Source organism: Arthrobacter sp. AD-310, from assembly GCF_054656615.1.
This window is the reverse complement of sequence record NZ_BAAHNO010000004.1, coordinates 43,954-68,658: the sequence shown is the minus strand read 5'-3', so window position 1 is coordinate 68,658 and position 24,705 is coordinate 43,954. Positions and strand designations below refer to the sequence as shown.

The 24,705-nt window shown below is 66.4% G+C and carries 19 protein-coding genes; 4 read left to right on the top strand and 15 right to left on the bottom strand.

Annotated features, from left to right (window positions below):
* Positions 1-33: 33 nt before the first annotated feature.
* The 8 genes from ACYQ1Z_RS02255 to ACYQ1Z_RS02220 form a co-directional block, all read right to left on the bottom strand.
* The gene (locus ACYQ1Z_RS02255) at positions 34-771 is read right to left on the bottom strand and encodes an HAD family hydrolase (RefSeq protein ID WP_459790794.1); all 738 of its coding nucleotides are present in this window, start codon (positions 769-771) and stop codon (positions 34-36) included.
* The gene (gene gltX / locus ACYQ1Z_RS02250; RefSeq protein ID WP_459790792.1) at positions 771-2,285 is read right to left on the bottom strand and encodes a glutamate--tRNA ligase; all 1,515 of its coding nucleotides are present in this window, start codon (positions 2,283-2,285) and stop codon (positions 771-773) included. Before gltX ends, ACYQ1Z_RS02255 begins: the two co-directional genes overlap by 1 nt.
* Positions 2,286-2,341: 56 nt before the next feature.
* Positions 2,342-3,118, bottom strand: coding sequence for a fumarylacetoacetate hydrolase family protein (locus ACYQ1Z_RS02245; RefSeq protein WP_459790791.1), 777 nt, complete (start codon positions 3,116-3,118; stop codon positions 2,342-2,344).
* A gap of 66 nt (positions 3,119-3,184) precedes the next feature.
* Positions 3,185-3,985, bottom strand: a complete 801-nt coding sequence (locus tag ACYQ1Z_RS02240; protein ID WP_459790789.1) for an MBL fold metallo-hydrolase — start codon at positions 3,983-3,985, stop codon at positions 3,185-3,187.
* Between the two features lie 166 nt (positions 3,986-4,151).
* The gene (locus ACYQ1Z_RS02235) at positions 4,152-5,264 is read right to left on the bottom strand and encodes a branched-chain amino acid aminotransferase (RefSeq protein ID WP_459790787.1); all 1,113 of its coding nucleotides are present in this window, start codon (positions 5,262-5,264) and stop codon (positions 4,152-4,154) included.
* Between the two features lie 100 nt (positions 5,265-5,364).
* Positions 5,365-6,417 (bottom strand): 3-isopropylmalate dehydrogenase, encoded by a 1,053-nt coding sequence (locus tag ACYQ1Z_RS02230; RefSeq protein WP_459790785.1) that lies wholly within the window; start codon positions 6,415-6,417, stop codon positions 5,365-5,367.
* A 43-nt stretch (positions 6,418-6,460) separates the two neighbouring features.
* Positions 6,461-6,877 (bottom strand): class F sortase, encoded by a 417-nt coding sequence (locus ACYQ1Z_RS02225; protein ID WP_459790783.1) that lies wholly within the window; start codon positions 6,875-6,877, stop codon positions 6,461-6,463.
* 417 nt (positions 6,878-7,294) lie between these two features.
* Positions 7,295-8,131 carry a hypothetical protein gene (locus ACYQ1Z_RS02220; protein WP_459790781.1) on the bottom strand — a complete coding sequence of 279 codons (837 nt, stop codon included), beginning with the start codon at positions 8,129-8,131 and terminating at the stop codon, positions 7,295-7,297.
* Positions 8,132-8,440: 309 nt separating this feature from the next.
* Between ACYQ1Z_RS02220 and ACYQ1Z_RS02215 the strand changes: the two genes are divergently transcribed.
* The 4 genes from ACYQ1Z_RS02215 to ACYQ1Z_RS02200 all read left to right on the top strand — a co-directional run bounded on the left by ACYQ1Z_RS02215 (position 8,441) and on the right by ACYQ1Z_RS02200 (position 13,789).
* Positions 8,441-9,625, top strand: a complete 1,185-nt coding sequence (locus ACYQ1Z_RS02215; protein WP_459790779.1) for a sensor histidine kinase — start codon at positions 8,441-8,443, stop codon at positions 9,623-9,625.
* A 2-nt stretch (positions 9,626-9,627) separates the two neighbouring features.
* Positions 9,628-10,356, top strand: coding sequence for a response regulator (locus tag ACYQ1Z_RS02210; protein WP_459790777.1), 729 nt, complete (start codon positions 9,628-9,630; stop codon positions 10,354-10,356).
* Between the two features lie 101 nt (positions 10,357-10,457).
* Complete coding sequence (locus ACYQ1Z_RS02205) at positions 10,458-11,234, top strand: ABC transporter ATP-binding protein (protein ID WP_459790775.1); 777 nt, start codon at positions 10,458-10,460, stop codon at positions 11,232-11,234.
* Between the two features lie 2 nt (positions 11,235-11,236).
* Positions 11,237-13,789, top strand: coding sequence for an ABC transporter permease (locus ACYQ1Z_RS02200; RefSeq protein ID WP_459790773.1), 2,553 nt, complete (start codon positions 11,237-11,239; stop codon positions 13,787-13,789).
* Positions 13,790-13,865: 76 nt separating this feature from the next.
* Here the strand turns inward: ACYQ1Z_RS02200 and metG are convergent, their stop codons facing one another.
* The 7 genes from metG to ACYQ1Z_RS02165 all read right to left on the bottom strand — a co-directional run bounded on the left by metG (position 13,866) and on the right by ACYQ1Z_RS02165 (position 24,475).
* Positions 13,866-15,425, bottom strand: coding sequence for a methionine--tRNA ligase (metG, locus tag ACYQ1Z_RS02195; protein ID WP_459790771.1), 1,560 nt, complete (start codon positions 15,423-15,425; stop codon positions 13,866-13,868).
* A gap of 34 nt (positions 15,426-15,459) precedes the next feature.
* Positions 15,460-16,215, bottom strand: coding sequence for an ABC transporter ATP-binding protein (locus ACYQ1Z_RS02190; RefSeq protein ID WP_459790769.1), 756 nt, complete (start codon positions 16,213-16,215; stop codon positions 15,460-15,462).
* Entirely contained in the window at positions 16,212-19,007 is a 2,796-nt protein-coding gene (locus ACYQ1Z_RS02185; protein ID WP_459790768.1) for an ABC transporter permease, read from the bottom strand. The genes ACYQ1Z_RS02190 and ACYQ1Z_RS02185 overlap by 4 nt, the downstream gene beginning before the upstream one ends.
* Positions 19,008-19,226: 219 nt before the next feature.
* A complete protein-coding gene (serA, locus tag ACYQ1Z_RS02180) occupies positions 19,227-20,816 on the bottom strand; it encodes a phosphoglycerate dehydrogenase (RefSeq protein WP_459790766.1) in 1,590 nt (529 codons plus the stop codon).
* Between the two features lie 126 nt (positions 20,817-20,942).
* Positions 20,943-21,968, bottom strand: coding sequence for a ketol-acid reductoisomerase (gene ilvC / locus ACYQ1Z_RS02175; protein WP_459790764.1), 1,026 nt, complete (start codon positions 21,966-21,968; stop codon positions 20,943-20,945).
* Positions 21,969-22,052: 84 nt separating this feature from the next.
* On the bottom strand, positions 22,053-22,565 hold the full coding sequence (gene ilvN, locus ACYQ1Z_RS02170; RefSeq protein ID WP_459790762.1) for an acetolactate synthase small subunit: 513 nt from the start codon (positions 22,563-22,565) through the stop codon (positions 22,053-22,055).
* Between the two features lie 2 nt (positions 22,566-22,567).
* On the bottom strand, positions 22,568-24,475 hold the full coding sequence (locus ACYQ1Z_RS02165) for an acetolactate synthase large subunit (RefSeq protein WP_459790761.1): 1,908 nt from the start codon (positions 24,473-24,475) through the stop codon (positions 22,568-22,570).
* Positions 24,476-24,705: the final 230 nt, after the last annotated feature.

The following is a 24,705-nucleotide window of genomic DNA, read 5'->3' as shown; positions in this document are numbered from 1 at the left end:
ACTTTCTGCCCGCACAAATCGGCCCGGTGTGACTTAGCTGACAAGCTGGTCCAGGGACGCCACCATGCCGCCGTCGAACCCCTGCACATACTCTCCTGTCCGGTTCAGCCACACCCCCATAAGACCGGCCGCGCTGGAACCTTCGGCATCCAGCAGGCGGTTGTCCCCCACGTACAGCGTTTCCGCCGCAGGGGTGCCCAGCAGGCGCACACCCTCCAGGTAGATGGCGGGGTTCGGCTTCGCCACGCCGAGCGTGTCCGTTCCGACCAGGTGCGTGACCCGCTCAAGCCCTGCGCCGTCCAGCTTCGCCCGCTGGTAGTCGTGGACGTTGTTGCTCACGGCCCCGTACGGGATGCCGGCATGGTCAAGGACATCAAGCAGCGGAAGCACGTCCGGGAACGGCTTCACGTAGGACGGCTGCTTTTGCACATAGGCGCTCAGCCACTGGTGTGATTCCTCGCCGTCGGCAAGGACAACCCCGAAGTGGCCCAGCGCGGCCCGGCCCCGGAGCAGGCGCTGTTCGTTGAACGTCAGTTCGCCGGCCAGGTACTGGTCGTAGTAGTGGGTGGTCTCATGGGTGAAGATACGGCCGAACCGGTCCCACCCGGCCTGGTCAAGGCCGGGCAGGAGGTGTTCGCTGACCTCGCGGAGCGCCGTCGTCATCGAATACTCGAGGTCCACGAGCGTGTCATCGATATCGAAGAGGACACCACGCACCGCTCCGAAGGGGGTCTGCAGGATTCCGCCTGCCGCTGTGCTGGGAACCGTCATCAGCCGCGGAAAGCCTGGAGCCTGCGCAGGGATGCGTCCTTGCCCAGGATCACCATCGACTCGAACAGCGGCGGGGAAATGCGGCGGCCGGAAATCGCCGTGCGGACGGGACCGAACGCCAGCCGGGGCTTAATGCCCAGGTCCTCCACGAGCGCCTGCTTCAATACGGTCTGGATGTTCTCCGCCGTCCAGTCCTCCACAGCGTCCAGCGCGGCAATGGCGGCGTCCAGCACCTCGGTGAGGTTGGCCGGCAGTCCCTTGCGGGCGTCGTCGGCAATGTCGATGGCGTCGTCCGCCTTGAACAGGAACGACAGCATGTCCGGCGCCTCGCCCAGCAGGGTGATGCGCTCCTGGATCAGGGGTGCGGCTTCGGTGACGATGTCCTCTTCGCGGTCGGTCAGGATCTCCCCCACCAGGCCCGCTTCGCGCAGGTAGTGCACCACCCGGTCCCGGAAGTCCCCGGGCTCCAGCATGCGGACGTGGGTGCCGTTGATGGCCTCCGCCTTTTTGAGGTCGAAGCGGGCGGGGTTGGCCAGGACGTCGTGGATGTCGAAGTGCTCCACCAGTTGCTCCACGGTGAAGATGTCCTCATCCGCGCTGAGCGACCAGCCCAGCAGGGACAGGTAGTTGAGCAGGCCTTCGCGGATAAAGCCACGCTCGCGGTGCAGGAAGAGGCTGGATTCGGGATCGCGTTTGGAGAGCTTCTTGTTGCCCTGGCCCATCACATAGGGCAGGTGGCCGAACTCGGGCATGTACTTGGCCACCCCAACGGCGTACAGGGCCCGGTAGAGGGCGATCTGCCGCGGCGTGGAGCTGAGCAGGTCCTCGCCGCGGAGGACGTGCGTGATCTCCATCAGTGCGTCATCGACGGGGTTGACCAGCGTATACAGGGGCGCGCCGTTGGCCCGCACCACGGCGAAGTCGGGGACGGATCCTGCCTTGAAGGTGATGTCGCCGCGGACCAGGTCGGTGAAGGTGATGTCCTCGTCCGGCATGCGCAGGCGGAGGACGGCCTGGCGGCCTTCAGCCTTGTACTGGGCGAGCTGCTCTTCTGTCAGGTGGCGGTCGAAGCCGTCGTAGCCCAGCTTCGGGTCCCGGCCTGCCGCGCGGTGGCGCGCCTCGATCTCCTCCGGGGTGGAGAAGGACTCGTAAATGAAGCCGCCGTCATACAGGCGCTTGATGACGTCCTGGTAGATGTCGCTGCGCTGGGACTGCCGGTACGGTTCGTGCGGGCCGCCCACCTCGACGCCCTCGTCCCAGTCGATACCCAGCCACTTCAGCGCATCCAGCAGCTGGTGGTAGCTTTCCTCGCTGTCCCGCGCCGAATCCGTATCCTCGATCCTGAACACCAGGGTGCCTTTGGTGTGGCGGGCGTAGGCCCAGTTGAAGAGGGCGGTCCGGATCAGCCCGACGTGCGGGGTGCCCGTTGGCGAGGGGCAGAACCGGACCCGGACCGGGGTCTCGGCAGTGACAGGCGGGATGGAGGCGGCAGGCGACGAGGAAGCGATAGTCATAGTGGCTTCAACTTTACCGCCTTGGCCGGGCCCGGTTCTTTGCCCTGCGGGTGGGATCAGCGGCGAACGATCGGGTTGGAAAGACGCCCGATGCCTTCGATCTCCACTTCGAAGCGGTCGCCTTCCTTGACCAGGCCGACGCCGGCCGGGGTGCCGGTCATGATCACGTCGCCGGGCAGGAGGGTGAACGCCTGCGACACCACGGACACCAGTTCCCGGACGCCACGGATCATCTGGCTGGTGCTTCCATCCTGGCGCACCTCACCGTTCAGGCGGCCCGTAATCTGGAGGTCTTCGGTGTCGAGGTCGGTCTCGATCCAGGGGCCCAGCGGGGCGGAGGTGTCAAAACCCTTGGCGCGGGTCCACTGCAGGTCGGTCTTCTGGACGTCGCGGGCGGTGAGGTCGTTGCCGCAGGTGTAGCCGAAGATGACGTCGTCCACGCGGTCCTCGGGCACGTCCTTGCAGATCCTGCCGATCACCACGCACAGTTCGGCTTCGAAGGAGACTTCCTCGGAGAACTCGGGCAGGACAACAGGATCGTTGGGACCGACGACGGCGGTGTTCGGCTTCAGGAACAGCAGCGGCTGGGCAGGGACCTCGTTGCCGAGTTCGCGGGCGTGCTCCACGAAGTTGCGTCCCACCCCGACCACCTTGCTGCGCGGAATGATCGGCGCCAGGAGGCGGACATCCTCCAGCTTGTGGCGGACGGAGGTGCGCTCCACACCGTTGAAGAACGGGTCTCCGTGGATGACAGTGATTTCCTCACTGCCCGCTTCGCCTTCAACGACGCCGTAAAGGGGATCAGAATCGACAACAAACCTGGCTATACGCATGGTTCCTACCCTACCGTTCCGCCCGGCGCTGCAAGCCTCGGGGCTGCAGCGATGCCCGCTCCGGCGTTACAGCAGCCCCGGCCCCTGCCTGAGGTACTGGAGCTGTGCCGCAACGGACATTTCAGCGGCGCGCCGGACGGAAGGAACGACGTCGGCATAGACGGCGTCGGCCACCTCCCCGGCGGACGCATCCGGGCCCAGCCGGTCAAGCGCCGCGCGGATCTGGTCCAGCCGTTCCTGCCGGTGCCGCCGGTAGCTGCGGACGATGCCGTCCAGGGAGGGCAGCACCGGCCCGTGCGCCGGCAGGACAAGTGCCGGGCCCAGCGCTTCAAGCCGGTCGAGGGTGGCGAGGTAGTCCCCCAGCGTCCCGTCCGGGTAGTCCAGCACGGTGGTGCCCCGGCCCAGGATGGTGTCGCCCGTAAGCACCGACCCGGAGGGTCCATCGCCGGGCAGGTGGAAGCAGACCGAATCAGATGTGTGGCCGGGCGCGGCCAGGACTTTGATGTCCACTCCGGCAGCGCGGATGGCTTCGCCGTCGGCAAGCACGGCAGCGCCGCCGTGGCAGTGGGCAGGGTGGGCGGCGCGCACGGGCGCCCCGGTCAGGGAGTGCAGGCGTGCTGATCCCGCGGTGTGGTCCGCATGCCGGTGGGTCACCAGGATGAGTTCCACCCGGCCGGCGCGGGCCAGGGCCGTAAGGTGCCCTTCGTCGTCGGGACCCGGGTCCACCACGACGGCGGCGGGCTGCCCCGGAGCGCCCAGCACATAGGAGTTGGTGCCGTCCAGGCTCATCGGCCCCGGGTTGGGGGCAAGGATGAACCGGCTGAGGCCGGAGCTGCGCTGCAGGACAGGGCCGGAAACTGGAGTCACCTCCCCATCCTTGCATGGCGGCGCTCCCGGCCTTGTTCGCAGAACACGGCCCTGACCGTCCTGATTCGCCGGCAAGCCCGGGACGGGCCGCTTCCCGGGCTGCACAAACGGCGCCTGCCGGGACCGAAGTCCGGCAGGCGCCGTCGTAATGCGGAAAGCTGAAGTACTAGGCCAGGCGGGTGAGCCAGCCGTGGGTGTCCGGGACCGTGCCGGTCTGGATGCCGAGGAGCTTTTCGCGGATGGCCATGGTGGTCTCCCCCGCCTTGGCGTCCTCGGAACCGATGAACTCGGTGGCATCCTTGAGCAGGCCGATCGGGGTGATCACTGCCGCGGTACCGCACGCGAACACTTCGGTGATTTCGCCGGAGGCAACGCCGTCGCGCCATTCATCAAGGGTGATCTTCCGCTCGGACACCTCGCGGCCCATGTCCTTGGCCACCTGGATCACGGACATCCGGGTGACGCCCTCGAGGATGGTGCCGGTGAGGGCGGGGGTGGCCAGCGAGCCGTCCTTCATGACGAAGAACACGTTCATGCCGCCGAGTTCCTCCACGGCATCGTCGTTGAAGTGGTCAAGGAACAGGACCTGCTTGCAGCCGTTGGCCTCTGCCTCCTGCTGGGCGATGAGCGAGGCAGCGTAATTGCCCCCGCACTTGGCGTCGCCTGTGCCGCCGCGGCCTGCGCGGGCGTACTGCCGCGAGATCCAGATGGAGACCGGCTTCAGCTCGCCGCCGAAGTAGTTGCCGGCAGGCGAGGCGATCACCCGGAAGGAGACCTCGCGTGCGGCGCGGACGCCCAGGAAAGCCTCGGTGGCAATCATGAAAGGCCGCAGGTACAGGGCTTCGCCGTCGCCGCTGGGAACCCATTCCTTGTCTGCGGCCACCAGTTCGCGGATGGCGCCCAGGAAGTATTCTGCGGGAAGTTCGGGCAGCGCCAGCCGGCGGGCGGACTTGTTCAGCCGCGCGGCGTTGGCCTCGGGCCGGAAGGTCCATACGGAACCGTCCGCGTGCCGGTACGCCTTGAGGCCCTCGAAGATTTCCTGGCCGTAGTGGAAGACCGCGGCTGACGGGTCAAGCACGATCGGTCCGTACGCTTCGATCCGGGCGTCGTGCCAGCCGCCGTTGCCGTCCGCATCCACTTTGTAGTCGACGATGGCGGTGTGGTCGGTGAAGTAGTTGCCGAATCCCGGGTTTGCCAGGATGGCTGCACGCTCTTCAGCAGACTTCGGGGTGGCCGAGGGCTGCCGGGTGAATTCGACGCCATGGGCGGTCTGAGTCATGGTTCCTCCACGATCGGCCGCCCCGGGCTCAGCGCTGAACGGGAGGGCGGCATTTGGTGATTCGAGACAAGCTTACGCCCGATGCAGGAGGCCCCGGCGCCTAGAGGCCCGCGGCGATAGCGTCGCCGATGGCGCTGGTGCTGCGGGCGCTGCCATCGCGGCTTTCGACGTCGGCGGCCACAGCGGCTTCGATCTTCCGGGCGGCCGCAGCGTAGCCAAGGTGGTCCAGCAGGAGCGCGGCGGACAGGATGGCGGCAGTGGGGTCCGCCTTGCCCTGGCCGGCGATGTCCGGTGCGGACCCGTGGACCGGTTCGAACATGGACGGGGCGGTGCGGTCCATGTTGATGTTGCCCGACGCTGCCAGGCCGATGCCGCCGGTGACGGCCGCGGCGAGGTCCGTGAGGATGTCGCCGAAAAGGTTGTCCGTGACGATGACGTCGAACCGGGACGGGTCGGTGACCATAAAGATGGTCGCTGCGTCCACGTGCAGGTAGTCGTGGGTGACCCCCGGGAATTCGGCGGCAACGGCTTCGACGGTGCGCTTCCAGAGGTGCCCGGCGAAGACCAGGACGTTGTGCTTGTGGACCAGGGTGACGTGCTTGCGCTCACGTTCGCTGGCGCGGCGGAAGGCGTCACGGACCACGCGCTCCACACCGTGGGCGGTGTTCAGCGAGACTTCGGTGGCTACCTCGTGGGGCGTGCCGGCGCGGAGGCTGCCGCCGTTGCCGACGTAGGGGCCTTCGGTCCCTTCGCGCACGACGATGAAGTCGATGGTGCCGGGGTTTGCCAGCGGGCTGCCCACCGTTCCGTAGAGGCGGGAGGGGCGCAGGTTGACGTAGTGGTCGAGGCTGAAGCGCAGCTTCAGCAGCATCTCGCGCTCGATGATGCCTGAGGGGATGCGGGTATCACCGGGGGCTGCCCCCACGGCGCCGAAGAGGATGGCGTCCCGGGTCCGGAGGTCCGACAGTACTTCGTCCGGCAGGGTTTCCCCTGTGGCCAGCCAGTGCTCTGCACCAAGCTTGTAATGGGTCTGCTTGAGCTCGACACCCTCCGCGGCCACCGCCTTTTCCAGGACTTTGACGGCTTCGGCGATAACTTCGGGGCCGATGCCGTCGCCGGGAATGACTGCCAGATCAATGGAGGATGCGCTCATAATCTCAGGGTAGCCAAGGCATCCATATGCTGGTCAAGACGTCTCAGAATGTGGGCGACGCGACCACGACCACGTTAGTGCCCCAAAGGTCGTCCGTATAACAGGAGATCAGCACCACCGTGTTCGGTGATACGGCCCAGATGGGACTGTCCTTGAGGCCAGACTTTTCGTACGTGGTCACGGATTCAACCCGGTACGGCAGGTCACCGGCGGCAGTACTGACAGTCAGCAGGTCCCCAGGGGTGGCCCGGGTGCTGAGGTGGTTGAAGGGCGCGTCCTGGTCCTGCCAGCTGTGCCCCACGATATAGGTGGTGTTGCTGGATCCGGCGCCCGGAACTCCATAGGGGGTGAGCCAGTACCCGTCCTTGGTGGACGGCGGAATGATGGTTTCCCGTTCCTGGTCCTCGGCGCTGGGATCAAGGGGATACACGGCGACGTCGATCCCTGCCGCGGGATACACGAGGCGCTCCGGCGGTGCCGCCGCCGGGGCCTCCGGAGCCGGTACGGGCGGAGGCGTTCCCGTTGCCGATGGCGGCCCAGTCTCCTGCCGCACGGGCGGGGCCTGTGACGGTGGCGTTGCTGCCGGGACCGCCGGAAGGCCCGCTCCTTCCGGGCGGGGCTGTCCGCTGCATGCCGCCAGGGACGGCAGGACCAGCCCCGGAAGCATGGCCAGGACGCAGAGTATCCGCGCACGGGCAGCGACGCGGCTGTCAGACCGGTGGCCGCACGGAGCTCCGCCCGGAGGGGCCCCGACGCCGGAGCCTGCCAGGGATGGTCCGTTCATATGAATACCTCGTGAGCGGGTGCCGTGCCGGCATGCGGCACGGCACCCTGCCCTGTTCAGCCGGCCGCCGCCGAAGCTGCGGCCGCCGGTGTCCTACTTGAGGTGCTTACCCTGGATTCCGCCGGCCAGGGTCCTCCGTGCTGCGACGGCGGCGCCTGCGAGCAGGATTGCCGCGGCCCCCCCAAGCCAGGGAGCAACATCAGGCTCCTGGCCGCCAACGGCGGTCTGCACGTTGAAACCAGGGTTATTGGCAGCCACCGCGCCCTGGCCGCCGGCAACTGCGCCGGCGCCCTTCGGGCCGGGAACTACAGCCCCGGCGGGCGGCACTGTCGGCGGGACCGTGGGTGGTACTGTCGGCGGGTTCGTCGGTGGGTTCGTCGGGGGCACGGTTGGCGGCACCTTCGTCGGGACGCAGCCGTTGTTCCACGTTGCCTGTCCCTCAGCGGTCCAGTTCTGGCCGGCCGGCATCACCTTGCCGTCGTTGGGCGGGATGATGTCCTCCATGTGCTGGTGGTGGTCTCCGGCGTGTCCGTTGAGCCCCTGCAGCGCGATGGTAATGACGACGTAAGGGTTGGTTTCCGAGCCCGTCGCGTGGCAGATGGTGATCTTCTTGCCATTGTCATGCGTTGGCTTGGGCGTCGGGGTAGCGGCTCCGCCAGGCTTGGTGCAGCCTGCGTTCCACCAGTCCACCTTGTCCAGGTTCTGTCCGCCGGGCAGGATGTTTCCGCTGTTGGCGGGAATGATGTCCTCTTCGCGTTGGTGGCCCACATGGCCGTTCAGCCCGTTGAGGTCAATGGTGATGGGCACGTAGGGATTGCTTTCCGAGCCCGTGGCATGGCAGATCGTGATCTTGCCACCACCGTCATCCGTTGCCGGGTTTGCTGAAGCGATGGCCGAGGTGCCCAGCAGGGCGAGGCTTGTAACCCCCATAGCGGCCAGGATCCGTCTCATTGTTCCGTCTCCGTCCTTTGTCTGCTTCAAACTGACCAGACGACGGGAAGAACGGCGGCACCGACGATGACCGCATTAAAAAGGCAAACAGACGGCATCGAGGTGACGGTTCTCCCAGATGCGAATCATCAGTTTGCTAACAGGAAAAGGCTATTGTGAGTACCCCGGCGAAACCCGAGTGGCCGGTACTCATATCGGATTCGGTTAACTACTTGGCGGCTGGCCCGGTAGAGAAGATCACCCTCCGGTATGAGGCCCGGAGATGACCGGTCCACGTAGAGTTCCCGGGTGGAAAGACGGCACAAGATCTATCAGTGGCTCAGGACCAACACGTTTCGTGTGGACCTGGTCCTTATGTTGGCGGTCCTGATGTTTTGCGGTCCGGTGTATCTGCTCGCCGACAGGCCGGGGCACTTTGCCCTGTCCTCTGCCATGGTGGTCCCCCTGGCCTGGCGAAGGACCCGGGCCGTCCGCGCGGGCGCGGCCGTGGTGGCCGCCTGCATCGTGCTCTGGGCCCTGGGACTTGAGCCGCTGGCCGGACTGGTTGCCGTGCCCCTGGTCATTTACGCCGTTGCAGCCTACGGCCCGGCCTGGGCCAGCCGAACCGTATTGGGCCTGGGCCTGCTGGGTGGGGTGCTGCTGACCACGCGAAACCTCCACAATACCGCTGAGACCGGCGTGCTGGGACTGACTATCAGCGCGGTCTACACGGTACTGATTTGGATGCTTGTGCTCTTCAGCTGGACACTCGGCGACCTGACGCGGGTGCGCCAGCAGCAACTCCGGACCCTCACCGACCGGGCCCGTCGCCTCGAAACTGAACAACAGCAGGAGCGGGCACTTGCAGCCGCCGATGAGCGTGCGCACATTGCCCGTGAGATGCATGACATCGTGGCCCATTCCCTCTCCGTGATCATCACCCAGTCCGACGGCGCCCGGTATGCGGCGGCAGCCAGCCCGGCCGTCGCCACGGAAACGCTTGCCACGGTCGCGGCAACGGCCCGGACGTCCCTGGCGGAGATGCGTCGCCTGCTGGGGGTGCTGCGGCACGGAGACGAATCCACCACAAGGCCGCTGCCCGGGCTCGCCGACCTTGACGAGCTTTTTTTGGGCTTCCGTGCCGCAGGACTGCCCCTGGCCGTGGAACAGCTGGGAACACCGCGGCGTACCCTGCCGCCAGGTGCCGAACTCACGGCATACCGGGTGCTTCAGGAATCGCTCACCAACGTCCTCAAGCGCGCCGGTCCATTGGCCCGTGCGCGGACTTCCGTGAGATGGCTGCAGCGGGGGCTGCAGATAGACGTGTTCGACGACGGCAGAGGCGCCGCTGCCATCGACTCCACCGCTGGCGGCGGCAACGGGCTGCGCGGAATGCGGGAACGCATCAGCCTTTACGATGGTTCGTTGGCGGCCGGTCCGGCCGCGGGCGGGGGCTTCCAGGTCTCAGCCTTCCTTCCATACAGCGAGGCCTGAGTATGACACTGGCGATGGAACGCAGCGCAACGGAACCGATCCGGGTGGCGCTGGTCGATGACCAGCAACTGGTTCGCTCAGGCTTCAGCATGCTGATCAATTCCCAGCCGGACCTCGACGTCGTGGTCGAAGCCGGCAACGGACTTGAAGCACTCCAGGCCCTCGGCGCCGCGGCTGCGGACGTCGTTCTCATGGATGTACGCATGCCCGGAATGGACGGTATCGAAGCCACCCGCCAGCTCATGGAACGTGCCGCATCCGCTCCTGCCGGATCAGTCAGGGCAGGTCTTCGCATTGTCGTCCTGACAACGTTCGACCTTGACGAGTACGCCTTGGCGGCAATCCAGGCTGGTGCGAGCGGATTCCTCCTCAAGGACGCTCCGCCGGAGGAACTTCTGGACGCTATCCGCACCGTGCACCGCGGCGATGCCGTCATCGCCCCGTCCACCACCAGGCGTCTGCTGGACCATGTAGCGCCGCTACTGCGCACCCAGGGCAACGAACGTCCCGAACACCACGAGGCGGTCGCACGGCTCACGGCCCGCGAGCGCGAAGTGTTCACGCTCATGGCACAAGGGCGTTCCAACCCGGAAATCGCGGCGGGCCTGTTCGTCTCCGAAGCAACCGTGAAGACCCACGTGGGGCACATCCTGGCCAAACTTGGGGCCCGGGACCGGGTCCAGGCGGTCGTGATCGCCTACGAGACCGGGGTGGTCACCCCCGGAGGCTAGTTCCGGCGGCAACGGGATCAGACCAGGGTATGACGCCGTTCAAGGCAGGACCAGCCCGTCGGCCGATCCCCGGGCACGCTGCACCGCCATAGCGTGGAACCATGACAACTTCCGTGCATGCACATCCCGCTTTGAACAGGGAAAACGCCACTTCCTCCCCCGCCGTCCAAGCACTGTCCCTCACCAAAAACTATGGCCGCGGTGCCACCCGCGTCAGCGCCCTGCGCGACGTCAGCGTCGACTTTGACGCCGGCCGTTTCACCGCGATCATGGGACCGTCCGGCTCCGGAAAGTCCACGCTCATGCATTGCCTCGCCGGCCTGGATACCGCGGACTCGGGGCGGATCCTGGTGGGTGGCACGGATATCACGGCCCTGAACGATAAGCAGCTCACCGCGCTTCGCCGCGACCGGATCGGATTCGTCTTCCAGGCCTTTAACCTGGTGCCCACCCTGACCGCCGAACAGAACATCACGTTGCCGCTGGCGCTGGCGACCAAGGCCGTCGATGCCACCTGGTTCGACACGGTGGTGGCCACTCTCGGCCTCAAGGACAGGCTCCAGCACCGGCCGCACGAACTTTCCGGCGGCCAGCAACAACGGGTCGCTGTAGCCCGGGCACTGCTGACCCGGCCCGACGTCGTCTTCGGGGATGAACCCACCGGCAACCTTGATTCGGCCGCCGGCGGCGAGGTCCTGGCCCTGCTGCGCCGCAGCAGCCGGGAGATGGGCCAGACCATCATCATGGTCACCCACGATCCCGTGGCAGCCAGCTACGCCGACCGGGTGGTCCTGATGAGCGACGGCAACCTGGTGGGCGAGATCACCGAACCCACTGCCGAGTCCGTCCTCGCCGCGCTCGGCAAGCTGGGAGGCTGAGCATGCTGCGCGTTGCCCTCTCCCAATTCCAGTCCCACAGCCGCCGCTTCATCGCCGTCGGCCTGGCGGTCATGCTGTCGGTAGCCTTCCTGTCCACCACCCTGATGGTCGGTGCCAGCAGCCGCGCGTCGCTGGGCGCCAGCCTCGGCGAGGCCTACAGCAAGGCGGGCCTGATCGCCACCCCGGACAGGGGAACCTTCAACGAGGCGGCCCTGGCAGCAGTACGTGGCGTGCCTGGCGTCACTGAAGCCTACGGCCGGCTGCAGGCGTACGCCGAATTCACGGCCGGAGGGCAGGAGGTGTTTGCGCAGGCCCGCAATCTGGCGCCCGAGACCCTGGAAACCGCAGTGATTGCCGATGGAGCCCTGCCGGGGAACGCAGACGGCGTCGCGGTGGACAGTGCCACCGCCGGGCGCTACGGGCTGCATGTCGGCGATGCGCTGAGCCTCAGGGCTCCGGACGGCGGCAGCACAATGGCGATGACAGTCACCGGAATCCTCCGCGGCAGCCATGACCCCTTCGCGTCCGCCCTCCCCCAACTGCTCGCCGGAACTCCTGCGGTCAGTGCCCTGTTGGCCGCCGGACAGGCACCCGGGGCCGGTCCAGGTGCCGCCGACGGCTTCGCAAGCATCCAGCTGGCCCTGGCCCGAGGCACTGACGCTGCCGCGGCTAAGGAAAGCGCGCTGGCAGCACTTTCCGGCTCCGGCACGGGAGCGCAGGTCAAGACGGCTGATGAGCAGGTCACGGCCCAGGTCGCCTTGATGACTGGAGGCCAGGACGAACTGACGATCATCCTGCTCGCTTTCGCGGGTATCGCCCTGCTGGTTTCCGGCCTGGTGGTCTCCAACACCTTCGCGGTGCTGGTGGCCCAGCGCACCCGGGAACTCGCGCTGCTCCGGTGCCTTGGCGCGGCCCGGTCGCAGGTGCGCAATTCAGTCCTCGCCGAAGCCCTGGTCGTGGGCCTGGTCTCCTCCGCGGCGGGGGTTCTCGCCGCCGTCGGCCTGATGGCCGCCCTGATCGGCTGGGCCGGGACGCAACCGGACATGGCCTTCGCCACCATGGCCGTGCCGCCGTCGTCCATCGTGGCGGGCCTGGCTGTGGGCACTGTCCTGACCGTGACCGCCGCCATGGTACCCGCCAGGGCGGCAACGGCCGTGGCTCCGCTCGCTGCCCTGCGCCCGGCCGACGATGCCGTTATCGGGAACCGGCGTGGCAGGGTGCGGCTGGTGCTGGGGCTGGTTGCCCTCACACTGGGCGTTCCGCTGCTGGCCTTCGGTGCGGCAAGCGTGATGCTGGTGGTAGCCTTCGCCGGCGGCGTGCTGTCCTTTATCGGAGTTTTGCTCTGCGCCACCCTGTTCGTGCCCCGGCTGGTTGGCTTGGCGGGACGGCTGGCTGCGCCGGCCGGCGTTCCCGGAAAGCTGGCCGCCCTCAACGCCGTCCGCAATCCGGCCAGGACCTCCGTGACGGCTGCCGCCCTGCTGATTGGCGTGACCCTGGTGGCCCTGATGATGACTGGAGCGGCCACGTCCCGCCAGGCGTTCGACGACGCCCTCGCCGAGAGCTACCCCGTGGACATGGCTGTCACTGGAGACGCGTTGACCGTGGTCCAGCGTGACGCCGCGGCGCGGGTTGACGGCGTTGCGGATGCCGCCCTGCTGCCGGTGGCGGGGCGCGTGGTGCAGCAGGGCGTGGAAAATCCCGTCTACGCGCTCGACGCGGCGGAGGCCGGGCGGCTGCTCCATGACTCCTCACTTGTCCTGGAGCCCGGCAGGATCTACCTGCCGGAGGGTGCCCGGGCGGGACGCGTCGAAGTCACCGGCGCTGCCGGTCCGGTGACCCTGGAAGCCGTGGTCCTGCGGACCCGCAACATTCCGGCACTGGTGTCGACTGACACCGCGCACCAGTCCGGCCTCCTGGGCCACACGCGGTCCGGCACGGGTCCAGGCAACGCCGGAGCAGACAACGCCGGAGTAGACAACGCCGGAGCAGGCAATGCGGTCTGGCTGCGCCTCGCGGACGCCCCGGACGGCGGGCAGCTGTCCGGAGACCGGATCAAGGACATCCAGTCCGCTGTTGCCACAGCAACCGGGGTGGCAAGCGGCGCGGTCAGCGGCGCAGCCATCGAACGGGTCACCTTCAACGAAGTCATCGACGTGCTGCTCCTGGTGGTCACCGGCCTGCTCGGGGTCGCGGTGCTGATCGCGCTGATCGGGGTGGCTAACACCCTGTCCTTGTCCGTCCTGGAGCGGACCAGGGAGAATTCCCTGCTCCGGGCGCTGGGACTGACCAAAAACCAGCTGCGGGGAATGCTGGCCCTGGAGGCAGCACTGGTGGCGGGCATCGCGGCGCTGCTCGGCGCTGTTCTGGGAAGCCTGTACGGCTGGCTGGGAGCCAGGTCGGCCCTCGGCAGCCTGGCCGTTGTCACACCTGCCATTCCCTGGCTGCAGCTGGCGGGCGTCCTCGCGGTGGCCGTGGTGGCGGGGCTTCTGGCCTCGGTATTCCCTGCCCGGCGCGCCGCCCGGCTCTCTCCGGTGGCGGGGCTAGCCTCCGTATAACTCCCACTCCCGCGACGGGAAGGGGCAGGTACCGCGGAGTTCCGCGGTACCTGCCCTTTATTGCCGGACGGGAGTGTCAGGCTTCCGCCGGTTCCTCGTACTTTGGGAAGACCGGGGCGGGCGCGGGCAGCGAAGTTCCTGCCGCGATCGGCGTTGCGATCGCGGCAAAGTCCCGTGCACCGCCCTCGGCCTGGCCAAGGGAGTCCAGGAGCCTGGCCGTGGCGTTCGGCATCACGGGCTGGGCCAGGATCGCCACGATGCGCAGCACCTCGAGCGTCACGTAGAGCACGGTGTTCATGCGTTCGACGTCGGTCTTCCGCAGCACCCAGGGTGCCTGCTCGGCAAAGTACGCATTCGTGTCGCCCAGGACGTGCCAAATGGCTTCCAGCGCGCGGCTGAACTCCTGCTTCTCGAAGGCGGCGCGGGCGGTTTCGAGCAGCCCGTTGGCCTGGGCCAGGATGGCGTTGTCCGCCTCCGTGAACTCCCCCGGGACGGGCACGGCGGCACCGCAGTTCTTGGCCACCATGGACAGGGAACGCTGGGCGAGGTTGCCGAAGTTGTTGGCGAGGTCCGAGTTCATACGGCCCACGATTGCCTCGTGGTTGTAGCTGCCGTCGGCGCCGAACGGAACTTCGCGCAGGAAGAAGAAACGCACCTGGTCCAGGCCGTACTGGGCGACGAAATCGGCCGGCGCCACAACATTGCCCAGCGACTTCGACATTTTGACGCCGTTGTTGTGCAGGAAGCCGTGGATCATGACCCGCTTGGGCAGTTCCAGGCCGGCGCTCATCAGGAAGGCCGGCCAGTAGATGGCATGGAAGCGTGAGATGTCCTTGCCGATAATGTGCACATCGGCCGGCCAGAACTTCCGGAACTTCTCCGAATCCAGCTCCGGATAGCCGACGCCGGTGAGGTAGTTCGTCAGCGCATCCACCCAGACGTACATCACGTGCTTGTCGTTGCCGGGGACGGGGACGCCCCAGTCAAAGGTGGTGCGGCTGATGGAAAGATCCTCCAGCCCGCGCCGGACGAAGCTGATCACCTCGTTGAAACGGTACTGCGGTGCACCGAACTCCGGCTGGGCCTCATAGAGGGCGAGCAGCTTGTCCTGGTAGGCGGACAGCCGGAAGAAGTAGCTCTCCTCGGCCGTCCAGGTAACTTCCGTGTCCGTCTCTTTCGAGTAGCGCACGCCGTCGTCCTTGACCACGGTGTCGTCCTCGCTGTAAAACGCCTCGTCTCGGACGGAGTACCAGCCCTCGTACTTGGACAGGTAGATGTCGCCGTTGGCTTCCATCTTCTTCCAGATGGCCTGCGAGGCCGCGTAGTGGTCCTCGTCGGTGGTCCGGATGAAGCGGTCGTAGGAAATGCCCAGCGCAGCGTGGGCCTCCTTGAAGACCTTGACGTTGCGGTCCACCAGTTCCTTGGGCGTGATGCCTTCCCTTTCGGCCGTCTGGGCGATCTTCATCCCGTGCTCGTCCGTGCCCGTCAGGAACATCACGTCATAGCCGTCGAGCCGCTTGAAGCGGGCCATTGCGTCGGTGGCAATGTACTCGTAGGCGTGGCCGATGTGCGGCACCCCATTGGGGTAGGTGATAGCCGTGGTGATGTAGAACGGCGTTTTCTCTGAAGCAGTCACGTGCGGACAGTTACCTTCGGTGCGGAGGGACAGGCTAAATCAGTTCAGTCAGGGTATCGCTGAGCCGGACCAGTTCGTGGTCGTGGGAGGCGACCAGCACGGCGATGCCATCGTTCGTGGTGTCTTTCAGGATACTGATGATGCGGTTGGCCGAGGCACGGTCCAGGCTCGCGGTGGGTTCGTCGACCACCAGGACCCTGGTCCCCAGGATCAGGGCGCGGGCGATGGCAACGCGCTGGCGTTCACCGCCGGACAGCTGGGCCGGGCGGTGCCGCATCCGGCGGCCCAGGCCCACCAGGTCGAGGAGGTCCTTGGCCATGTCCCGCCGCTGGTCCACTTCACCGTCAGGGACGGCGGGCAGGAGCACATTTTCCAGGGCGCTCATGCCGTCGATCAGGGCACCGCCCTGGTCCACGTACCCGATGAGGGCGCGGCGGCGGTCGGCGATCTCGTCGTCGCCCATTTTCTCCAGCGAATCGCCTTCCCAAAAGACGCGTCCCGACGTCGGCAGGGTCAGGCCCGCGCCGACGGTCAGGATGCTTGTCTTGCCGGAGCCGCTGCGGCCGGCGACACAGTGCATCTCGCCCGCGTGCAGTGTCAGGTCGAAGCCTTCGACGACGCTGACGGGTTCGGCACCGCCCTTGCCGCCGCCGTAGCGGATCGTGATGTCGCTCAGTTCCAGGGGCGTGGCGTGGTCCGCGGCCTTGATGATGGTGTTGGCGCGGGTCTGCAGGGGAACCTCGCCGGAGCCGCCCCGGCGGCTCCGCTGGACATTGGTCGGGTTTGTCATTGGACCACTTTCGTTGCAATCGGAATCCAGCAAAGTACAGCCACGAGGCCGGCAACGCCTGCCCACAGTGCGGCATAGGGGGCCAGCAGGAGGCCAATGCCGAGGGCGCCCAGCACGCCGAGCGGCAGTGCCACGGTTCCCACCAGCGCGTTTTCAAACAACCTGACCTGTCGCAGCATGTCCGGGTTCCAGCCCATCGCTTCAAGGATGCTGAGGTACTGGCGCTTGGCGTTCAGCTCGAACCGGCCGGTGACCAGGGTGAGCACGAGGCCCACCACGACCCCGGCCAGGGCCAGCAGGATGCTCGGCAGGGCGACGCTGGCGGCAGCAAGGCCGCTCAGGGCGCTGGCGCCGGCTGCGCGCGGGATGTCGATCAGCAGGGCTATCAGTCCACCCACAGCGGCACCGAAGACGCCGACGGCGACTGCCAGGGACAGGGTGTTGAACTTGTTGGTGGCCAGCTGGCGGTTTGCGAATGTCAGCGGCGAGTCCACGGGGATGAGCCGCTCGTCGTGCTGCGGTTCCTGGTCGATGACGTCCCGGTGGCGCAGCTGCCGGGCCGCGAAAAAGGCGGCACCGGCATAGAGCACCAGGACGGCAACGCAGACCAGGGCGGTGGCGAGGCTCCAGCTGACGAGGCTCAGCACGAGTCCGGCGACGGCAAGGAGCACGGCGCCCACGCCGAATTCCTCCAGCACCCAGTTCCGGATCCGGCCCTGCGTCCAGCCCATGGCCCGGAGTGTCCCGGCCTCGCTGCGGCGTTTGCGGATGTAACTGACAGTGGAAGCGCCGGTCAGGAGGGCAGCGCCGCACAGGGTCAGGAAGAGCAGGGTGACGTTCGTGCCGGACAGCGACCCGGTGACGGCCTCGGCGGCGTTCTGCCGCACCCAGGACTGCTGGACGGTACCCAGCGCCGATTCCTTGCCGGCGTCGTCCTTGGAGTAGCCGGGAACGAAGATGCTTGCGTCTTCACGGGCCGAGCCGGCAACGATCGTGGCTTCGAGGCCCATGGCGCGGATTTCACCGGCGAGCTTCTCGACCTCCGGCTGGGCTTCCTTCCAGCTGCCTGGCGCCTTGGCGCGGACCCGGACGGCGTCGATAACTGACGCGTTTTCGGTGTAGCCGCGAGCCGCTGCCAGGCCGTAGTAGTCGGTGATGGCGCCGGCCGACTGGCTGGCGAGTCCGGTGGCGCTCAGCGAGGGACCAAGCTCGGTCTCCGGAACGTCCTTGCCCTCCGCGTCCTGGACCAGGGTGAAAGGCGTGGGGTCGTAGCCGCCCAGGGGCAGCTTGTTGACATCGCCCGAAGCCGCAGCGACGGCGGCAGGGTCGAACGTGCCGTAGACCATGGCCAGCGGGGATGCCTGCTTCTGCCCGGTGGACAGGTCCTCACGGTAGGAACGCTCGTCCACAGGTTCGCGCTGCGTCTGGTCCACGGGTGCACCGTTGGCGCTTTTCTCCGGCAGGCGGTTGACGGTTACCCATTCGCCGGGAACGGCAGTCTTGCCGACGGCCCCGTTGGCGGCCGTTTCGCCATCGGTGTATTTGGGGGCAGCTGCAAAGTCCGTGCTCCACTTCGCCGGGGTGTAGAGGCCCTGGTTGAAGTTGCCGTTGGCTCCCAGCAGGGAGGAGTGGTCCTTGGATCCGGGCCAGGACAGGACGAAGGGGTCCTTGGAGACGAAGGGCAGGTAGTCCTTGTCCAGCGACCGGGAGACTGTTCCGACATCCTTGACCACCTTGCCGGCGTCGTCGATCTCTTCGATCTTGACGTTGTAGGTGAGGTCCAGCGAGGTGCCCGAGCGGACGATCAGCGGAATCGCCTGCGATTCAGCCGTCAGCTGGCCCGTGCGTTTGGCCTGCTGGTACTGGGTCATCAGCGGCGCCCAGTACTTGAGCTTGACGCCGAGGAAGTCAGGGCCTTCCTCCAGCTGGTCCAGGCCGATGCCGTTGGTGAAGAGCCCTTCCAGGTACCGGCCGACGGCGCCTGCGTTGCGGGCGTCGGCCGGCGGGGCCTTCTCCAGCGGTGCCAGGAAATCACCGGCGGAACCGAGGAGGGCACGCTCTGCCGCGGGATCGACGGCAACCACGGATTCGGTCACTTCGGGGGCGAGGGGCAGGGATACCGAGAGGTTGAAGAGATTGTGTTCTGAGCCGCCTGCGGGGGCGGGGAACTTGATCCCGGTTTCACCTTCAGGGGCTGCGATGCGGATGCTGCTGCCGCCGGCGGCCTGTTCCTCCACGAGGCGGGCCTTGCCCAGTGTCCCTTCCGCGGTGGACTTAAAAAGGGTTTGCTCGGAGACGCCGTCGGAGCTGACGGCGCTGGCGGTGAGGCGGTACTTCTTTGTTCCGTCACCCAGCACGGATTCAGCGGCCGGCCATTGGTCGGGTGGGGTGGCGCCGGCTGCCTGGTCGGCTGTGGCGGTTCCGGCCAGGCCAGCGTTGTAGCCGAGGTAGTCCATCGCGTCCAGGCGCGGGGATTCGAGGTTCTGTGTCACCCGCGAGACCAGGCTGATGGGTGCTGCGACGGAGGTTCCGGAAAGCTTCCTGATGGACTCGAGCTGGTCGAAGCTGATGCCGCCGGTGCCGTTGGCAATTTCCGGCTGGAGCAGCGCACCGGACGGCGCCTTGGCCTGGACCAGGACGTCATAGAGCCCCCGTGAATTTTCATCCACTGTCCGGTTGAGTGCAGCCTGGGACTGGCTTTGGACGAGGACCGACAAGCACATGGCTGCGATCAAGATGGCCGCGGTCAACAGCAGCACTTTGCTTCTGATGAACCTCTGGACGGCGTTCATGGAACTCCCTGAAACCTGGATTGCGTGCGCACGGATGTGTCCGCCCGCTGCGGACATGTACGAGTACGGACGGATGTGCAAAAGGTATTGGCCGGCCTGCCGGCCCGGTCCTGAACCAGGACCAAGCCATTGTAAGCAGACCGGCCAATCATATCCGGCCCCGCCGGGACACGCCGGGCGGAGGCCGTGACTACGGCGTTTCCCTGGTTACGGGTCGGGCTAGTCCTCCAGGTCCACTTCGCGGACCATCTCGGCACCGATCCCGGCCTTGATGGCATCCAGGACCTGCTGGGGCACGGAGCTGTCCACGGTGAGCAGCGCGAGGACCTGGCCGCCCTGGTCGTGGCGGGCAACCTGCATCCCGGCGATATTGATGTTGTTCATGCCGAGGATGTGGCCGATGGTTCCGATGACGCCGGGACGGTCCGTGTAGCCGACAACCACCACGTGCTCGCTGATCGGGATTTCAACTTCGAAGCCGTTGATGCCCACGAGCTTCTGGATCTGCTTGGGTCCGGTCAGGGTTCCGGCCACCGAGATCTGGCTGCCGTCACTGAGTGCACCGCGCAGCGTCAGGACGTTGCGGTAGGACTCGGTTTCCGGGGTGGTGATGAGGCGGACGTTGATGCCGCGCTGTTCGGCGATGACAGGGGCGTTGACGTAGGAGACCTGCTCGGTGACAACGTCGGCGAAGATGCCCTTGAGGGCCGCCAGTTCCAGGACCTTGACGTCCAGCGAGGAGATTTCGCCGGCGACCTCGACGTCGAACTGGGTCAGGGAATCGTGGGTCAGGGCGGTGAAGATCCGGCCCAGCTTCTCGATTAGCGGGATGCCCGGGCGGACGTCGGGAGCGATGACGCCGCCGGCCACGTTGACCGCGTCGGGGACAAGCTCCCCTGCCAGGGCCAGGCGGACGGACTTGGCGACGGAGACGCCGGCCTTTTCCTGGGCTTCGTTGGTGGAGGCGCCAAGGTGCGGGGTCACCACGACGTTGTCCAGCTTGAAGAACGGGAGGTCGGTGCTGGGTTCCTTTGCGAAGACGTCGACGCCGGCGCCGGCGATTTCACCGTCCTGCAGGGCGGTGAAGAGGGCTTCTTCGTCAACGAGTCCGCCGCGGGCCACGTTGACTACGTAGGCCGTGTTCTTCATCTTCTTGAACGCGTCGGCGCCCAGCATCCCCACCGTCTCCGGCGTCTTGGGCATGTGGATGGTGATGAAGTCGGCCTGGGCGAGGAGCTCGTCGAGGGTGACCAGCTGGACACCGAGCTGCGCTGCGCGGGCAGAGGTGATGTAGGGGTCGTACGCGAGGATCTTGGTGTCGAAGCCCTTGAGGCGGGCAGAAACGAGGGCACCGATGCGGCCCAGGCCGATGATGCCGATCTTCTTTTCGAACAGTTCGATGCCGGTGTACTTGGAGCGCTTCCATTCGCCGTCCTTGAGGGCGGCGCTGGCCTGCGGGATGTGCCGGGCCAGGCTGAGGATGTGGCCCACGGTGAGCTCGGCGGCCGAAACGATGTTGGAGGTGGGGGCGTTGACCACCATGACCCCTGCCTGGGTGGCGGCCTTGATGTCCACGTTGTCCAGTCCGACGCCGGCGCGGGCGATGACCTTGAGGTTCTTCGCGGCGGCGATGGCTTCGGCGTCCACCTGGGTGGCGGAGCGGACCAGAATGGCGTCAACGTCACTGATCGCCGAGAGCAGCTGGGAACGGTCGGCGCCGTCGGTCTGGCGGATTTCGAAGTCCGGGCCGAGGGCCTCGACGGTGGCGGGGGAAAGTTCTTCGGCGAGCAGTACTACGGGTTTTGACACGGCTGATCCTCTGCGTTGCAGTCCTGGGGATGGAAACAAGTCTAGGCCGACGGAAAGGCCGGGCTCACATTGTTAAGTGTGAACCCGGCCTCATCGCGGCCCCTGTCCGGGGTGAATCCGGCAGCTTTAGCGGGCCGCGGAGCCTTCCACGTAGTCCACGTCCTGCTGCTGCCAGGAGAACAGGGAGCGCAGTTCGCGGCCGACGGCCTCGATCGGGTGCTGCTCTGCCTTGGCGCGCAGTTCCTTGAACTCGACGGCGCCGTTGTCCTGGTCCTCAATGAACCGCTTGGCGAAGGCACCGGACTGGATGTCCGCCAGGACGGCCTTCATGTTTTCCTTCACCTCGGGGGTGATGACGCGCGGGCCGGAAACGTAGTCGCCGTACTCGGCGGTGTCGGAGACGCTCCAGCGCTGCTTGGCGATGCCGCCTTCCCACATGAGGTCGACGATGAGCTTGAGCTCGTGGAGCACCTCGAAGTAGGCGATCTGAGGCTGGTATCCGGCCTCGGTCAGGGTTTCGAAGCCGTACTGGATCAGCTGGGAAACACCGCCGCAGAGGACGGCCTGCTCGCCGAAGAGGTCGGTTTCGGTCTCTTCGGTGAAGGTGGTCTTGATGACGCCGGCGCGGGTGCCGCCGATGGCCTTGGCGTAGGACTTGGCCAGTTCCCAGGCGGAGCCGGAGGCGTCCTGTTCGACGGCGATGATGTCCGGGATGCCGCGGCCGGCTTCGAATTCGCGGCGCACGGTGTGGCCGGGTGCCTTCGGGGCGACCAGGATGACGTCAACGCCTTCCGGTGCCTGGATGTAGCCGAAGCGGATGTTGAAGCCGTGCGCGAAGGCCAGGGCCTTGCCGGGCTTCAGCTTGTCCTTGATGGAGTCGTTGTAGATCGAGCGCTGGTGCTGGTCCGGCGCAAGGATCATGATGACGTCGGCCCATTCGGCGGCGTCGGCAACGTTCTTGACCGTGAAGCCTGCGTCCTCGGCCTTGGCGGTCGACTTGGAGCCTTCCTTCAGGGCGATGGCAACCTCGACGCCGGAATCGCGCAGGTTGAGCGCGTGGGCGTGGCCCTGCGAGCCGTAGCCAACGATGGCAACCTTGCGGCCCTGGATGATCGACAGATCGGCGTCGTCGTCGTAGAACATTTCAGTCACTTGCGTAACTCCTCTTGAGTGGTGTGTAGATAAATATGGTGTGGTGCTGCGGTTACGGGCGGAGGTCCGGCCGAGGCATGCTGCCTAGGCGGAGCGCAACGCCCGGTCACTCATGGAGCGGGATCCCCGTCCAACGGCCAGGGTGCCGGACTGCACGATTTCACGGATGCCGAAGGGCTCCAGCACTGAGAGCAGCGCTGTGACCTTTTCGGGGTGGCCGGTGGCCTCAATGACGACGGAATCGGTGGACACGTCCACCACTGAGGCGCGGAACAGGTCTGCAGCCTGGGTCACCTGCAGACGTGTTGCGGCATCCGCACGTACTTTGACCAGGATGTGGTCGCGCTGTACGGAAGATTCGGAGGTCAGCTCAACGATCTTGATGACGTTGACCAGCTTGTTGAGCTGCTTGGTGACCTGTTCGATCAGGTCGCCGTCGGCGTCGACCACCACCGTCATCCGGGAAATGCCCGGCACTTCGGTGGGGCCGACGGCCAGGGAGTTGATGTTGAAGGCGCGGCGGGCGAAGAGGCTCGCAACCCGGGTCAGGACGCCGGGTTTGTCTTCGACCAGCACGGACAGTGTGTGGCGGCTCATGCTTAGTCCTCTTCTTCCCATTCCGGGGTCATGTTGCGGGCAACCTGGATCTGGTCGTTGCTCACGCCGGCGGGCACCATCGGCCACACCATCGAGTTGGGGCTCACCACGAAGTCGATGACCACGGGGCGGTCGTTGATTTCCAGGGCCTTTTGGATGGTGGCGTCGATGTCCTCGTCGCGTTCGCAACGGAACGAGGCGCAGCCGTAGGCTTCACCAAGCTTGACGAAGTCCGGAATGCGGACGGTGTCATGGCCGGTATTGAGGTCGGTGTTGGAGTAGCGGCCCTCATAGAAGAGGGTCTGCCACTGGCGCACCATGCCCAGCGAGGAGTTGTTGATGACCGCGACCTTGATGGGGATGTTGTTGATGGCGCAGGTGGCCAACTCCTGGTTGGTCATCTGGAAGCAGCCGTCGCCGTCGATGGCCCAGACCACCCGGTCCGGCTCCCCCACTTTGGCGCCCATGGCCGCCGGAACGGCGTAACCCATGGTGCCGGCACCGCCGGAGTTCAGCCAGGCGTGCGGGCGCTCGTACTTGATGAACTGGGCAGCCCACATCTGGTGCTGGCCCACGCCCGCCACGTACACGCCTTCCGGCCCGGTAAGGGCACCAATACGTTCGATCACCTTCTGCGGCGCGGTGAGCCCGTCCTCCGGTTCGGTCCAGCCCAGCGGGTAGGTCTCCTTGAGGTTGTTCAGGAAGGCCCACCAGGTGGTGAGGTCCGGGGTGCCGGTGGCATCGAACTGCGACCGGACGGCGTCGGTGAGTTCCGGGATGATTTCCTTGACGGAGCCCACGATCGGGACATCCGCGGTGCGGTTCTTGGAAATTTCCGCGGGGTCGATGTCGGCGTGGATGACCTTGGCCATCGGGGCGAACGTCTTCAGGACACCGGTCACGCGGTCGTCGAACCGTGCGCCGAGCGTGATGAGGAGGTCGGCCTGCTGCAGGGCGGTGACCGCGGAGACGCTGCCGTGCATGCCGGGCATGCCGACGTGCTGCGGGTGGGAGTCCGGGAAGACACCCTTGGCCATCAATGTGGTGACCACGGGCGCGCCGGTAGCTTCGGCCAGTGCCAGCAGTTCGGCGCTGGCGTGCGCCTTGACGACGCCGCCGCCCACGTAGAGGACCGGCTTGGTGGAAGCGGCGATGAGCTTTGCCGCCTCGCGGACCTGCTTGTTGTGGCCGCGGGTGACGGGCCGGTAGCCGGGAAGGTCCACCCTGGGCGGCCAGGAGAACGTCATCTGACCCACCTGGGCGTCCTTGGCGACGTCCACCAGGACCGGTCCGGGACGGCCGGTGGATGCCAGGTGGAATGCCTCGGCCATCACGTGGGGAATGTCGTTGGGGTCGGTGACCAGGAAGGAGTGCTTGGTGATGGGCATGGTGATGCCCACGATGTCGGCTTCCTGGAACGCGTCAGTGCCGATCACTGCACTGGAAACCTGGCCGGTGATGGCCACCAGCGGCACGGAGTCCATGTGGGCGTCCATGATGGCGGTAACGAGGTTGGTGGCACCCGGGCCCGAGGTGGCGATACACACGCCAACCCGACCGGTGACCATGGCGTAGCCTTGCGCGGCGTGGCCGGCTCCCTGTTCGTGACGGACCAGCACGTGATTCATGGTGGAGGCCATCAAGGGGTCGTAGGTGGGCAGGATCGCGCCACCAGGCAAACCGAAAATATCGTCGACGCCGAGTTCTTCGAGCGAGCGGACAATAGCTTGCGAGCCGGTCATCACCGTTGGGGGTACAACGTTGTTCGGCCCAAGGACAGGAGAGGCGGCAGCAAGGTCGGCGACGACGGCGGCATGGTCAGCCGTCCGGTCGGCGCGTTCCGGAGCCTTGGTGGCTCCAGTGGACTTGGTAGCCAACAGCGAGGGGCTGATCGGCGATCCTTTGCTCATCGGACTCTTCCTTGTGGATCTTCTATGGTTTGGAGACTGCAGGAAATAAAAAAACCCCTCAGCCTTGGCGGCTCTTCGAGGGGTTTGCGCGTGACAGTTCGTTACCAGTGGAGGCTAATATGCCACGCGCTTGGTAAGGACGACGACGATGCCGGTAACGAAAGTCATGCGTTCAGTTTTCCCTCTGGCGTGATGGGTGTCAACGCGGGACAACCCTATCTCACCATGTG